10 protein-coding genes are annotated in these 14,498 nt (G+C 50.2%); 3 read left to right on the top strand and 7 right to left on the bottom strand.

Annotated elements, in window-relative coordinates; all coding sequences use genetic code 11:
- Nucleotides 1–68: 68 nt before the first annotated feature.
- The 3 genes from sbcB to ACL2XP_RS07585 form a co-directional block, all read right to left on the bottom strand.
- Nucleotides 69–1,490 (bottom strand): exodeoxyribonuclease I, encoded by a 1,422-nt coding sequence (sbcB, locus tag ACL2XP_RS07575; protein WP_413738057.1) that lies wholly within the window; start codon nucleotides 1,488–1,490, stop codon nucleotides 69–71.
- A gap of 599 nt (nucleotides 1,491–2,089) precedes the next feature.
- Nucleotides 2,090–3,184, bottom strand: a complete 1,095-nt coding sequence (locus tag ACL2XP_RS07580; RefSeq protein WP_413738058.1) for an acyltransferase family protein — start codon at nucleotides 3,182–3,184, stop codon at nucleotides 2,090–2,092.
- Between the two features lie 434 nt (nucleotides 3,185–3,618).
- Nucleotides 3,619–4,641, bottom strand: a complete 1,023-nt coding sequence (locus ACL2XP_RS07585) for an acyltransferase (protein ID WP_413738059.1) — start codon at nucleotides 4,639–4,641, stop codon at nucleotides 3,619–3,621.
- A gap of 698 nt (nucleotides 4,642–5,339) precedes the next feature.
- Here ACL2XP_RS07585 and ACL2XP_RS07590 point away from each other — a divergent pair.
- Together ACL2XP_RS07590 and ACL2XP_RS07595 are read left to right on the top strand one after the other, a co-directional pair.
- Complete coding sequence (locus ACL2XP_RS07590) at nucleotides 5,340–5,615, top strand: hypothetical protein (RefSeq protein WP_413738060.1); 276 nt, start codon at nucleotides 5,340–5,342, stop codon at nucleotides 5,613–5,615.
- 401 nt (nucleotides 5,616–6,016) lie between these two features.
- Nucleotides 6,017–8,077, top strand: coding sequence for a carbon starvation CstA family protein (locus tag ACL2XP_RS07595; protein WP_413738061.1), 2,061 nt, complete (start codon nucleotides 6,017–6,019; stop codon nucleotides 8,075–8,077).
- Nucleotides 8,078–8,634: 557 nt separating this feature from the next.
- Here the strand turns inward: ACL2XP_RS07595 and ACL2XP_RS07600 are convergent.
- From ACL2XP_RS07600 to ACL2XP_RS07615, 4 genes are all read right to left on the bottom strand, one after another.
- On the bottom strand, nucleotides 8,635–8,808 hold the full coding sequence (locus ACL2XP_RS07600; protein WP_413738062.1) for a hypothetical protein: 174 nt from the start codon (nucleotides 8,806–8,808) through the stop codon (nucleotides 8,635–8,637).
- Nucleotides 8,809–9,038: 230 nt separating this feature from the next.
- Entirely contained in the window at nucleotides 9,039–10,262 is a 1,224-nt protein-coding gene (locus ACL2XP_RS07605) for a c-type cytochrome (protein WP_413738064.1), read from the bottom strand.
- Nucleotides 10,259–12,025: a GMC family oxidoreductase gene (locus ACL2XP_RS07610; protein WP_413738066.1), complete on the bottom strand. Its 1,767-nt coding sequence runs from the start codon at nucleotides 12,023–12,025 to the stop codon at nucleotides 10,259–10,261. Before ACL2XP_RS07610 ends, ACL2XP_RS07605 begins: the two co-directional genes overlap by 4 nt.
- A 6-nt stretch (nucleotides 12,026–12,031) precedes the next feature.
- The gene (locus tag ACL2XP_RS07615) at nucleotides 12,032–12,787 is read right to left on the bottom strand and encodes a gluconate 2-dehydrogenase subunit 3 family protein (protein WP_413738067.1); all 756 of its coding nucleotides are present in this window, start codon (nucleotides 12,785–12,787) and stop codon (nucleotides 12,032–12,034) included.
- Nucleotides 12,788–13,397: 610 nt separating this feature from the next.
- On the opposite strand from ACL2XP_RS07615, the gene ACL2XP_RS07620 reads away from it, so the two are divergent.
- Nucleotides 13,398–14,477 carry an FUSC family protein gene (locus ACL2XP_RS07620; RefSeq protein ID WP_413738068.1) on the top strand — a complete coding sequence of 360 codons (1,080 nt, stop codon included), beginning with the start codon at nucleotides 13,398–13,400 and terminating at the stop codon, nucleotides 14,475–14,477.
- The last annotated feature ends 21 nt before the right edge of the window (nucleotides 14,478–14,498 follow it).

The raw sequence follows: 14,498 nt of genomic DNA on the forward strand, positions 1-14,498 counted from the left end.
TATTCCCTGAGGGAAAATCACCCCAGGTAAAACCATTAGAATCGTCATAATATAATGATCTCATGGTTTTATAGTTGTTGTAGGTAATCAAACAGGTGCTTAAGCAATCGGATTTTAGGTTCATCTTCCGCATGCTCAATATAAAGTCGCTCCAGGTTCGCCACATAGGTTTCCAGCGTCTCGGCGCTAAAGCGGGTCTTACGGTACTCCAGCCAGCGGCGTTGCTCGCCGTCGTCCAGGGTCTGCGGGAAGTTACGCGCCCGGTAGCGAAACAGCAGCTCTTCGAGGCGCGGGTCGACAAAACTGATATCCAGCGCCGGCAGGTTGATCGGGTCGGTTTCCAGGATAATTCCCATCGCCGTGCGGTCGGCATCGCTGAAAAAACCGTCATAGAGTTTGGCGTCCACATTATCCGATCCGGCGAAAGGTTCTGCTTCGGCAAACAGCGCCACCAGTTTTTCACGCACTTCGGGATGCCGGCGCAGCAACTGCAGGTTTTGCAGGCAGCGTTGGCGATCGATGCCCAGCCGCTCCGCGTCTTCCGGCCGCAGCGTATTGGCGGGGGCCAGCACCGGGCACTTATTGATATGCACCAGTTTAATCGGCACCGCCGACGCTTCGCCCAGGCGATCCCGGCGCGTATATAAGCGCGTGCGCAACGCGTCCGCATCCAGATCCAGCAATACGTCCATATCGCCGGCCAAATCGCAGACGATCAGCGCGTTCTGGTTTTCCGGATGCCAGGCCAGCGGCGCAATCCAGCTGGTATTGCCGCGCCTTGCGCCGAACATGCCCGACACGTGGACCAGCGGTTTCATGGCGGCCACATCCACCAGGGTTTTCAGCTTCTGCTTGCCGCGGTGCTGATACAGATAGTCAAACAGCTTTGGCTGCGCCTGCCGGGCCAGCTTGGCCATGGCAAGCGTGGCATCGACATCGGCCATCGCATCATGGGCGTGGGTATGCTCCACGCCGTTGGCCCGGGTCAGGTGTTCCAGGCGAAAACTGGGCAGCCCGTCATCGTTAAGCGGCCAATTGATGCCTTCGGGACGAAGCGCATAGCAGGCGCGCATCACATCCAGCAGATCCCAGCGTGAATTGCCCTGTTGCCAGCTATAAGCGTAGGGATCGTAAAAATTGCGGTAAAAAATGGCGCGGGTCACTTCATCATCAAAGCGGATATTGTTATAACCCAGGATGCACGTATCGGGTACGCTGAACATGGCATGGATACGCCGGGCAAACTCCGCCTCGCTCACCCCTTCACGGGCGGCCTGCTGCGGGGTGATGCCGGTAATCAGCACCGCTTCCGGGTCCGGCAGATAGTCATCCGCCGGTTTGCAGAAAAACACCTGCGGCTCATCCAGCGGCTCAAAGTCCAAATCGGCGCGCACCCCCGCGAACTGCGCCGGCCGGTCCAGGGCCGGATGCTTGCCGAAGGTTTCGTAGTCATGCACCAGAAATGTGGATTGTTTGCTATGGTTATTCACTGTTGGCTTATTTCCAATTTTTTAACAATACCCGTTATTTTACAAATAATTAATTTTACATTTTTTAGCTATAACCTGCTACTGGCAGGATCTGCTTCTTTACCGTTGCGCCAGGAAAATGCAGGCTAGGTACAGAGTGCTATAAAATTCACCGAGCAGTGTAGTGTAATAAAGAATATCATTATGGTCCTAAGCGACTAGCCTAAGCGACGCTAGACTGCGTTCCATACATGGTAAACCATATTTGAATTTTGAATAGCCCAGAAGCAGCAGATCTATGTGGAGGCGGGGTAAAGGTATCTTCTCATTCAAGCAACACTCCGTTGGGATGTCTGGCGCCTGCCATGTTCTAAATGATGAGTTCCTCTGTCTAAGCTGCAAAATGTTGGCATACGATTTACATTATGAGTGAACAAGTTTAATAAAGAGGCAGTGTAGTGAATCGTGACAGGCAAGCAGCTATCTTGATTTTCTGTCACGTGATGTTATGTGCTGGTGTTCATGGGAAGCCGCTGGGCCAAACCCCCGTTTTAAATGCATTCGTTAATGTTGCAATATCAGCCAATCTCGACATCCTCTGGAATATTGCAGTCAATTATTTATTTAAAATGCCTACCCATTTGTATCGTGTATTTTTCAATGGTTGCGTGCATGAGAAATGCAATAAGTAAAACGACAACAAAAGTGAAAGTAAATGCGTATATAAAATTAATTCCCTTATCGACTAAAATCCGGAGCATTGAATAACCAACTATCGAGTGCAAGACATAAAAAGGATAGCTTATACCTGATAAGAAGGCTAAAATTTTTACTTTTTTTACTTTATCTCTAAGTAAAAACACCATAAAAAAAACAGTTAATCCATATGAATAATTTAATGTTAGACCGCTAAAAGAGGCTGCGTCCATTTTTATTTTACACATAAGGAGTATTATTGAAATAATGCCTACACCTGAGACGACCATTGTGTTGGTGGATATTTTCTGCATATGGTTAAAGTGAAAGAGAATACCAATGCTCATAAAACACATGTAAATCAATTCATCTTTTATTGCTGAAAACGAGATGCTAAATTGGCCTATATTACATATGGGTGCTTGAGAATTTGTCGTGTATATTAAAATTAAAGAAAATAAGCCTAATAAAAATATTGGGAAAATTTTTGCGTTATTAATTGCACTATAAAATAGCACGCAAAAAAAGTAAAATTTTAGCTCTATTGATAGTGTCCAATTTACCATATCAATAGACTGTGCATTAAAAATAGATTGAGTTAATGTCAGGTTTTTTAAAATTGTGTAAAAATCAAAATATTTAGCTGTGCCCCAATAATATTTCGATGTAAGATATAGAGTTAGGAGCATTATCAGAGAGGAAATAATGTACACCGGGTATATTCTTAATGCTCTGGCGATCAAAAAACCGCTGCGGGTTTTTTTTGATAAGGAGAATGGTATGACAAAACCGCTTATTAAAAAAAACAGCGACACGCCGAATGGACCATAATTGAAATTTGTTAAGGGTGGTAATAATTGATAGTATATATTTGATGATATCTCTTCTATTTCGGGTGCATTTAGTGCATCAGAAATTACTTTAGGTTGTGCCCAAAAAACACCAAACCAATGTACCACGACGACAGAAAGGAAAGCTAAAGACCTTAACTGGTCCGCAAAAAGCACTTTATTATTCATTATCTGTAATGTAAGGATAGGGAAAGGAAGGCAGGGATAATAGGACTAATCTGAAAAAAATTCAAACGATTTATCCGTATCAATCACATAAAAAATGAGGCAATATACACTGCGTTTAAATTTCACTTAACCTGGTTAATAAAATGTTACGAGGTGCTTTAAAAAATTTCCTTGGATGAGAGTAACTATCAAAATTACTATTTTTATAAATTATAAGATCACAAATTCTCGACTTGAATCGCTTTTTTATTTTTATGTAAACCCAAACGTTTTAGTCACACTGTGATATATACTTACGGATAGTATCTCACCAGAGCTGCCCTTACCTTACGGTTAATCGCTGTGAGAGTTCACTTATCACCCTTGGGTCAGCTGTGATAATTGAACTCTCTCCTGTGGGGAACATGGGGCAATGAGATTAAATGGACTCTCCCTCAGGTAATTTTTGTGATAAATTTAATTTTCCGAGCATTGCTGATAATAGCGTATGAAGTTAAAAATAAAAACAGTGCATAGAAAATATTGATAAAAGGGTAATGCAAATCCTCAAGAATATTCAGAGATGATAATAATTTGATGACATAAATATGGATTACCATATGAAAAAGATAGATCCCGAACGTACAATCTGAAATAGAGGCGATAACCTTTTTTTGTTTTGATGTGAAAGTGAAATTTAGATTGATGAAAATATAAAATAATGACGCGGACATAATAACAACAGGCGGGTAAGTATAAGTATAAAATAATTCAGATGCGACATTAAGCGCCTTGTCAGTTATCGCTGTCGACACAAAAATAAAGATTGCTGATGCTATAAAAAATAATATCGCCGCACGCATGCGTTGTTTTGTATAAGCCGTATTTTTCAGGATTATAGCTAGGAAAGGATAGATTAAAAGCGCACTGAAATTATTAAGGGTAGTGATTGCAATAAAGTTAGTATTAACACCATAAAGAATATTTATAAATGGTAATAAGCATGCAAAGACAAATATTGAAACGGTATAAATAACGAAGAGTGACAATTTACCGTTAAAATATATAATAGAAATGAGAGGTATAAGAAAATATATACCAATCAAGGCATAAACAAACCATAGATGAAAATAAGCTGGATTTTCAATGAAGTGGTTGATAATCCAGCTGTATGAAAAGATATTTTCATCGGTTATCAAACCAAAAATAATCGACCAAAAAATTAATGGGGGTAAGATTCTTAAAAGCCTTTTTTTATAAAAAATAACAAAATCCATCTTGTCTTTTATTAATAAAAAACCTGAGATCATAATAAAGATAGGAACACAAAATTTGGTTAGAGAATAAGCAAGATTAGATATGTTCCAGGCAACCGAGCCGATTGGAGTACGATAAAATGTCTCCATCGAAGCATGAATAACGATAACGGCAAAAATAGAAATTGCGCGCAGAAGGTCAATATTAATGTTTTTGTTCATTAAGGTGATTATAACGCCATGTGATTTTTTTTAAGATTATACCGATTTCAATAGGAAAAAATAGTAATTATAAAAATAAATCCATAATAAATTGCATGTTTTTTTTAAGAAATAAAAATAAATGGCAAATGTTACATTTAAGTTATTTTTATTACAGGATATTATCTGAAAAATTTTGGTTACGAAGATTAAATCGGCTAAATTTAAATTAATAATTATGTAAAACAATGGTTTATAAAATTAAAAAAAATGTACCGTTTTATTTAACATTTATAGCTCTTAGCGCTGAACCACACTGTGCCAAATGAGAATAATTAGTGTTTATTGCAATATGGTACCGTTCTGACCGAATCGGCAGTGTAAGTTCAGGGTGACCGCTTTTTTGAGCTGAGAGGCATACTGGCACGGAGCCGACGTTTATGTAGGACAGACGGCGGTTTTTGGACTCAAGCCTTGCCTACCGTGGCTTGGGTGGGCTGTCATAATCGGCCAAGTTAGTGGCGGGCTGTGGCTACCGGTTGCCGTAAGGGTAAAAACGCGGTTAACTTAGTGCTCATCGGCAACAGGGCCATGGCTGCTACTGGCCAGATGGTAGAACTAGAGGCCAGGCATGGCTTTGAGGGCGTTTATACGGACGACGAATACCAGCAATATATTGGTATTCTTAACCGATTTTATGGGCTGAACAGAGGATCGAGATGCATACCATCATAATGGTTACCGCAGGTATTGTGCTGTTCGGCGTGTTTATGGTCATAGCGCGGTCGGTGGACCGGTTGTCGGGCGCAACGGCGCTCAAGGCGTTTTTACTGGTCTGGCTGGTCATCTCCCTGGCCAATTTGAGCATGGGGGTGTTTCGTGCGGGTTATACCGTGCTGGAGGAGCTGCCTATACTGTTAGTGGTTTTTGGTATTCCGGCCGCGGTCGCGCTTATTATCCATAAATCTGTACGGATTAAAAAAACCGTTAAATAACCGCCATACCCCTTAACGCCCGCTGCGAGCGAGTATTATTACCAGGTAAGCATGAACTGTACCATACTAGTTCCATGCTGCGCGAATATGTCCGCCTGCGATTTATCTTATTTCCCGTATCATAATAATCTCAAAACTTAAGCCTGGCCGACTTAATTTTCAGTCGGGCCCGATCGCTTGCGCCACGCCGTTTGGCCAATCCTGCAGCGCGGATAATTATAACCCATGTCTGATTTTTGGTAAGGGAAAGTTAAAGCTTTCATGGCCGATCACAAATATGCATATTGCAACTATCAAACTTGTTTAAGCAATGTTATGAGAAACGGGAATACAACAGTTTACATATCACCACCACACATCAATTTATTTAGATAGCTAATAAATCATCAAGGAGCGGGTGTATGCGAAACATTGCTTCCCATTTGGTTTGGGTCTTGGTTGCTGTTGCCGGTGCCTTTGGGCTGGGCGTTATCGCCTTGCATAACGGTGAAAAAATCAACGCGCTGTGGATACTGGTGGTCGCGGTATCGGTGTACCTGATCGCCTATCGTTTTTACAGCCGGTTTATTGCCCGCCGGGTGCTGCGCCTGGATGCGACGCGCATGACGCCGGCCTGGCGGCACAATGACGGCCTGGATTATGTTCCCACCAATAAATATGTGCTGTTTGGCCATCACTTTGCCGCTATCGCAGGGGCGGGGCCGCTGGTAGGGCCGGTGCTGGCGGCGCAGATGGGCTATCTGCCCGGGATGATCTGGATTTTGGCCGGGGTGGTGCTGGCGGGCGCGGTGCAGGACTTCATGGTACTGTTTGTGTCGACGCGGCGGGATGGACGCTCCCTTGGCGATCTGATCAAACAGGAATTGGGCGCGGTGCCCGGCGTTATTGCCCTGTTCGGCACCTTTATGATTATGATTATCATCCTGGCGGTGCTGGCGCTGATCGTGGTGAAGGCCTTGACCAATAGTCCCTGGGGCGCTTTTACCGTGGGGTGCACTATCCCGCTGGCGATATTTATGGGTATCTATCTGCGCTTTATCCGGCCGGGTAAAATCGGCGAGATCTCGGTTATCGGTTTTATTATCTTGATGGCCGCCATTATTTATGGCGGGGATATCGCCCGCAGCCCGACCTTGGCGCCTTACTTCACCCTGGATGGCAAGCAGCTGACCTGGATGCTGGTGATTTATGGCGGCATAGCGTCCATCCTGCCGGTATGGCTGCTGTTGGCGCCGCGTGATTATTTATCCACCTTTCTGAAAATCGGCACCATTGTCGGACTGGCAATCGGTATCGTATTTATCGCGCCGACGTTGGAAATGCCGTCCATGACCCGTTTTATCGATGGGACCGGGCCGGTCTGGTCGGGATCGCTATTTCCTTTCTTGTTTATTACCATCGCCTGCGGCGCGGTGTCCGGTTTCCATGCGCTGATCGCTTCCGGCACCACGCCCAAAATGCTGGAAAACGAAAACCAGGCGGCCTTTATCGGTTATGGCGGCATGTTGATGGAATCCTTTGTCGCCATTATGGCGCTGATTGCGGCGTCGGTTATCGACCCGGGCATTTACTTCGCCATGAATAGCCCGGCGGCGGCCCTGGGGGGAACCACGGTGGAGGCGGCGGCGGCGGCGGTCAGCGGCTGGGGGTTTGAAATCACGCCGCAAATGCTGACGGACTATGCCCAGTCCGTGGGTGAAAACACCATCGTTTCACGGGCCGGCGGGGCGCCCACGCTGGCGGTCGGCATGGCGCATATCTTAAGCCAGGCCGTCAGCAGCATCAGCATGGCGTTCTGGTATCACTTCGCTATTTTGTTCGAAGCGCTGTTTATCCTGACGGCGGTGGATGCGGGCACCCGCGCCGGCCGTTTTATGCTGCAGGACCTGCTGGGCGTGGCGGTACCGTCGCTGCGGCGTACCGACTCGCTGGTGGCCAATATCATCGCCACCGCGCTGTGCGTGGCGGCCTGGGGCTATTTCCTTTACCAGGGCGTGGTGGACCCGCTGGGCGGCATCAATACTCTCTGGCCGCTGTTCGGCATCGCCAACCAGATGCTGGCTACCATGGCGCTGACGCTCTGTTTTGTGGTGCTGTTCAAAATGAAACGGCAGGCATACGCCTGGGTGGCCGGCGTGCCGATGGTATTCTTGCTGGTCTGCACCACCACCGCCGGGCTGATGAAAATCATGTCCGGCGACCCCCGGGTGGGCTTTCTGGCGCTGGCGCGTAAATACCAGGGCGGTATCGATCAAAATCAGATCATCGGCCCGGCCAAAACCATGGAGGAGATGGGCCGGCTGGTATTCAACAACCAGCTCAATGCCGGGCTGACCGCGCTGTTTATCTTTGTCATGATCAGCATCTTGTTGTTTGGCATCCGCGCGGCTTACCAAGCCTATCGCCTTGATAAGCGCAGCGATCGCGAAGTGCCATACGAGGCGCTGCCAGCGTTGAAATAGGGCCGTTTGACATTAACCGCGCCGATTCCCGGCGCGGTTTAAAGCCAGGTAATGAGCCCGATGACGCCTAACCAGAAGAATGAACTTATTATAAAAACCAGTCGCCAGGCTAAAGATGAAGAAATATTTATCATATATTCGGCATGAAAATTGATTGTGTACAAATAATAGAATAAAAAATTACTCTGCGATGAAAATAGGAGTAATCGGCGGCGTTGTTATTAAGCCATCATCATAACGAGAATATAACCAACGGGCTAGCATGAAAATGTAAAGTTAGATATAGTGGCGCCAACTTACTAAATGATAAGGGTTTAAATTGAAACATCTCTATGCTGATATTTGATTTAATTCAAATTAATATATGAAGCAACTACAATGAAATGGTATAAAATACTTATTTATTGACAATATAAACATCATAACTAAGTGCAAGTGCATTTAAGTGCAAGGTGTATTTTTGACGTATATATTTAACCACCAAGACATTACCAACCCTAATTAAATTTATCAAAGAAAAGGGGAGAGCCAAGCTCTCCCCTTGATAACCAGTAAGGTCAACCGAGTCCCCTGGCGCGGTAAACCCGCCACCCGCCGGCACGAAAACCGGCCAGACGCCACGCCTGCTGCAACGGAACCCATGCCGATTGGCGGGGAAGCGTGCCGTGGGGGTCGAAGCGGCCATGGTTTTCCTGGCCGCCGGAGGCCCCCTGGCGCGGTAACCCCGCCACTCACCGGCACGAAAACCGGCCAGACGCCATACTTACTGCAACGGAACCCATGCCGATTGGCGGGGAAGCGTGCCTCGGGGGGCGAAGCGGCCATGGTTTTCCTGGCCGCCGGAGGCCCCCTGGCGCGGTAAACCCGCCACCCGCCGGCGCGAAAACCGGCCAGACGCCGCACCCACTGCAACGGAACCCATGCCGATTGGCGGGGAAGCCCCGCTTCCGCGCCCAGCCCCCTACGGTTGCAGCGATTTGCGCATCTTCTTCACCTGCGCCGCGTCGACCGGTTCCGCGGCATTGCCCCAGCTATTGCGAATATACGTCAGCACGCTGGCCACCTCGTCATCATCAAGATTCCAGGCGAAACTCGGCATCGCCGGCGCCGTAGGGCGACTGACGGTGGCGCCGGCGCGGCTGCCGGCCAGCACCACATTAATCAATGACGCGGGATTGGCGGCCCGGATCAGCGGATTATCGGCTAAACGCGGGAACATATTCGCCTCGCCGGTACCGGCCGAATTATGGCAGGCGGAACAGCGGTCGAAGTAAATCGCCTTACCGGCCGCCATCCGGCTATCATCCGCCTTAAGCGCCGCGGGGGCCTTGGCGGCGGACTTATCGCCATCCTTCAAATAGACCGCCACCGCTTTCAGATCCGCCTCATGCCAATGCTGGGAGGAATGCTCCACTTCTTCCGCCATCGGACCGGAAGCGATATCGAAGCGATTCGCGCCGGTACGCAAATAGGCGATAAGATCGTCCTCGCTCCAGGAACCGATGCCGGAATGATCGTTATTGGTGATATCCGGCGCCCACCAGGCGCCCAAATTATTCCCTTGCAGGAAACTACCGTTTTTATCGCCGCCCAGCAGGTTCTTGGGCGTATGGCAGGTGCCGCAGTGCCCGGGGCCTTCCACCAGGTAGGCTCCGCGATTCCATTCGGCGGATTTTTGCGGATTGGGCGCAAACTCGCCTTTATCGAAATTCAGCCAGTTCCAGACGATCAAACTGGTTCGGATATTAAACGGAAACGGCAACTGATTGGTTTCGACATGATTGGCGATCGGTTGCAACGTCTGCAAATAGGCCCACAGCGCCTGATTATCTTCACGGCTCATTTTGGTATAGGCGGTAAACGGCATGGCGCCATAAAGACGCTTGCCGCCGTGGCCTATGCCTTCCGACATGGCCCGCTGGAAATCATCAAAATTCCAGCGGCCGATGCCGGTGAGCACATCCGGCGTGATATTGGCGCCCAAGACGGCGCCAAACGGCGTATCAATGCGAAATCCGCCGGCAAAAGGCTTGGCGGGATCGACGGTATGGCAGGCGGTACAGTCGCCCACCACCGCCAAATAGCGGCCTTTCGCCACCTGATCGAATTCCGGCTGGGCGACGGCATGCCCTATCCCGGCCACCAGCGCCAGCGCACCGACATACAGCGAAGTCAGTTTTTTCATGCGGTGATCATCTCCCCGGGACGTTGCAGATAATAATGCCGAATGGCGTAAGCGGCTTTAAACGCCAGCGCGCCCACGGTACCCGTCGGGTTGTAGCCGGGATTTTGCGGAAAGGCGGAGGCGCCCACCACAAACAGATTCGGCACATCCCAAACCTGCAAATGCTTATTCACCGAGCTATTGGCCGGATCTGCTCCCATCACGAACCCGCCGACAATATGCGACGACTGATAGGGCGCTGAATTCCAATGCCCCTTCATGGGCCGCATATAATATTCGCGCGGGTTCATGGCCTTGGCGATTTCGCCCACCTTGCCGGTGCAGTACTCGGCCATCTTGAGATCGTTTTGCGAGAAATCGAAGGTGACCCTTAATAACGGGCGGCCGAGGGGATCTTTATAGTTGGGGTCCAGGGAAAGATAATTAGTGCGCGTGCTATAGCTGCTGGCTTCGCAGCCAATGCTCATACTGCTCAGATAATTATTTTTGACCTGCCGCTTAAATTCGCTGCCCCAGGTGGGGGCGCTCGGCGGGGTGGGGTGGTAGGAGATGGGCGCCGCGCCTATGGGCGTTACGCGAATACTGCCGCCGCCAAAAAAGCCCAGGCCGGAATGGTCGAAGTTATCGTTATTGAAATCATCGATGCCCATGCCTACCGCGCCGGCGCCGATAAACGGATTGAAATTTTTATTATCAAAAAAAAGCTGCACCGAGTTGGCGGTCTGGTAGGCATAATTGCGGCCGGTGGTGCCGGTATTGGTGACCGGATCGTAAGGCTTGCCGACGCCGGACAGCAGCATGAGACGTACGTTTTCGAAGGTAAATGCGGTGACGATCACCAGGTCGGCCGGCTGTTCCCACTCGTCGCCGGAAGAGTCGATATATACCACGCCGGTGGCGCGTTTGCCGGTGGAATCCAGGGTGACCCTCATCACTTCGCTATTGGTCAGGGCGGAAAAATTATCTTTGCGCACCAGTACCGGCAAGACGGTGGTAATCGCGCTGGCCTTGGAGTAGTTGGCGCAGCCGTAATTGGTACAAAAACCGCAGTAGGTGCAGGGGCCCATGCTCACCCCCAGCGGATTGGTATAGGCTTGCGATACCAGGGAAGAGGGCACTGGAAAGGCCTGGTAGCCCATACTTCTGGCGGCTTCGGCGAATAACGTCGGGCCATAGGGCTGTTTCATCGGCGGCGTGGGGTAATCGCCGGAACGCATGCCCTCGTAGGGATTGCCGCCGTCGCGTTTTACGCCGTTAAGATTGGACGCATATCCCGAGGTGCCCGCCAGGCGCTCGAACTGCATATAAAAGGGTTCCATTTCTTCCCAATCGGTACCCCAATCCTGCAGCGTCAGCTCTTCGGGCATCGCGTCGGCGCCATAACGTTCAAGCAGATGGCTTTTTAAGCGGAACTCATCGGGCTGAAAGCGAAAGGTAATGCCGGCCCAATGATTCCCCGCGCCGCCGGTGCCGTTGCCGGGGTGAAACGACCCCCAGCTGCGCATCGGCAGTGCGGTTTGCGATGGGTTGTTACGCACGGTTATGGTGTTTTGTTTAGTGCGGAGCATTAATTCCTGGCTGCGGTTGTAGCGTAATTCATCCGTTACCGAGGCGACGTTGAAATCGCGCGCGGTATCGCGCCACGGACCTCGTTCGATAGCGATGACTTCCAGGCCGGCGTCGGTCAGTTCGTTGGCGATAATGGCCCCCGCCCAGCCCAGGCCGATGACCACTACATCGGTTTTAGGGAGTTTCTTTGCCATGTCGGTTTATCCCTTGATTTTCCATTGCTCACTGCCGCCAATGCTTACCGGCGTTAAATGAAGATCTTGATTATGTTGTTCTATAAGATCGCGGTAATCGTAGCGGGCGCCGGGAAAACCTATCATTTTCCATGACACCATATCGCGGTTGCCGCCATACATCGGATCGGCGAAGAACCCTTCCATGGTGTTATCCAGCACCTGCTTGAAAAAAAACTTGCCGTCGATATTGGCCAGCTTGACGTCGCCTTTCTCCAGTCCGGTCAAAAGGCGATCGCGCTGCTCGGGCGGCAGTTGATGAAAGGCTTTCTGGAAGGTTTTTTGGCAATAGTCTTCCAAGTCGGCCAGGCCGATGCGATAGCGCTGCTGGGGCACCAGCGGAGACTGATCGCCCTGCTCGGGGGTGCCTTCCCGAAAGGGGCCTTCCCGGTAAAGACGCGAGAATGTGCCGTAAAAACTTTTCATCTGCCGGTCGATAAATACCACGCAGCCGGCGTCTTTACCGCTTACGCTGAGTTCGTCGGCGGGTATCAGCCGTTCGACAATCGCCTCCAGGGTGGCGACTTCTTTATCCGTGAAGAATTGCCAGCCCGCTTCATCCACGCTATCCACCGGATTATGGGCGAAGGGTTGCCAGACGGGAGTGCCGGTTAGCGTCGCCGCCTTGGCGCTGACGCCGGCGCCGATGGCGAGCGTGGCGGCGGAATAGGAAAGAAGCTGCCTGCGGGTTACCCCCGGCAGCGTGGTTTTTCTTTTGCGCATATGTGCTTCCCGTATCTTATTGTGTCGATGCGCTTAAAGCATCGCTCTGTTCTGTATGCCTGGGCGCCCATGCGGGATGCCCAAGGCAGGTCGTACGACGACATGACTCACCATGTTTGAACATGTTTACTATAAATGATTCTGAAATGTTGCAATGTATGAATATGTTGCTAACAATTACGTAACTTTGCAATGGCGCCGCCGGGCATGGCCTTGCTAACTATAGGTGAATAGGCGCCGATGGCGGCCCAAACTGCATGTGATGCCGGATATCGCGCACGTTAGCCGCACTTTTGGTCATCGTTAACCATGGCGCGAAGTTGTAAGAAAATTAAACCGGGCGGCGGTCATGGGCGGATAACCGCCGGCTGCCTCCATTGCGGCATGTCATCGCGGCGCTCTGCCAGGTCAGGACGGCCGGCGGGAATGCCGTGATGTTAAGTGGAGTTATTTCAGTTAAAATCATAGCCGGTGATTACCCCATGGGCGGAAAAGAGTTTTTGCACGGGCAAAATTTACACCTTGAAATATGTAGGGCTAATTAATGATGTGAAAAACAATGAAATTCTTTAGACTAGCTATCCCGCTAGTCATTTCAGGTCGATTTCCCGTGCGTTTGGATAGAAAAATTTCCTCCCTCGAACATACCATTTACCAACACTATCGGATTGCCCATGGCCTGCGCATCGGCCTGGCTTTTGTCCTGACCTTTATGATCATACGGCTGCTGGATATTCCCGAAGGCACCTGGCCGCTGATTACGCTGGTGGTGGTCATGGGGCCGATTTCGTTTTGGGGCAATGTGCTGCAACGGGCGGTGCAGCGCATTATCGGCACGGTTTTCGGCGCCGCGTCCGGGCTCATCGGCCTGCGGCTGGAGCTCTACTCCCTGCCGTTGATGCTGGCGTGGTGCGGCATCGTGATGTTTATCTGCGGCTATCTCACGCTGGGCAAGCGGCCGTATATGGCATTATTGATCGGCATTACGCTGGCGGTAGTCTGCGGCGCCGGCGCGGGGGATATGCAGACCGCGCTGTGGCGCAGCGGCGATGTGATTATCGGTTCGCTGCTGGCGCTGCTGTTTACCAGCATCTATCCGCAGCGGGCGTTTATTCATTGGCGGATGCAAATGAGTTTTAGCCTGACGGGGCTCAGTAAAATTTACGCCGCTTATGTTTCGCCAAACATCATTGAACGGCCGCGCCTGGACGGCCGGCTGAAAAAATTGCTGGGGGACGTGGTCAAGATGGGCGCCCTGGTGGCCCCGGCCAGTAAGGAAACCGCGATTCGCAAAGAGGTGTTTGACGCGATACAAAATTTGAACCGTAATATTGTGTGCGTACTGGAATTGCAAATCGATGCGTGGTGGGCGTCGCGGGAAAGCCATTTTATCCTGCTGAACGCCACTACGCTGCGCAGCACGCAAATGGTTACCTTGCGCACATTGATTACCCTGGCCGACGCGCTGCGCCAGGGCAATCCGGCGCCCATCGTCGCCAACAGCGGCGAATTGGCGGTGATTGCCGCTGAGCTAAAGTTGCTGATGGAGCAGGCCAGCCAGCGTAACGAGGTGGAAGCGCCGATATTCGGTTATGTGTGGCTGAGCCTGAAACTGACCCAGCAATTGGAGCAAATGGCGCGGTTACTTTGCCAGGCGCTGCGTAAGCCTTTGCCGTTACAGGAAGATTGAAGTGTGGCGGCCACACCAAAA

The organism is Sodalis sp. RH21, assembly GCF_047324175.1.
In the GTDB taxonomy this organism is placed as follows: Bacteria; Pseudomonadota; Gammaproteobacteria; order Enterobacterales; family Enterobacteriaceae; genus Acerihabitans.

Bases quoted from the DNA above. Each gene is read 5' to 3' on its own strand.
- ACL2XP_RS07580 (WP_413738058.1), bottom strand. From the start codon at position 3,184: ATGAATAATAAAGTGCTTTTTGCGGACCAGTTAAGGTCTTTAGCTTTC.
- ACL2XP_RS07585 (WP_413738059.1), bottom strand. From the start codon at position 4,641: ATGAACAAAAACATTAATATTGACCTTCTGCGCGCAATTTCTATTTTT.
- ACL2XP_RS07590 (WP_413738060.1), top strand. From the start codon at position 5,340: ATGCATACCATCATAATGGTTACCGCAGGTATTGTGCTGTTCGGCGTG.
- ACL2XP_RS07595 (WP_413738061.1), top strand. From the start codon at position 6,017: ATGCGAAACATTGCTTCCCATTTGGTTTGGGTCTTGGTTGCTGTTGCC.
- ACL2XP_RS07605 (WP_413738064.1), bottom strand. From the start codon at position 10,262: ATGAAAAAACTGACTTCGCTGTATGTCGGTGCGCTGGCGCTGGTGGCC.
- ACL2XP_RS07610 (WP_413738066.1), bottom strand. From the start codon at position 12,025: ATGGCAAAGAAACTCCCTAAAACCGATGTAGTGGTCATCGGCCTGGGC.
- ACL2XP_RS07615 (WP_413738067.1), bottom strand. From the start codon at position 12,787: ATGCGCAAAAGAAAAACCACGCTGCCGGGGGTAACCCGCAGGCAGCTT.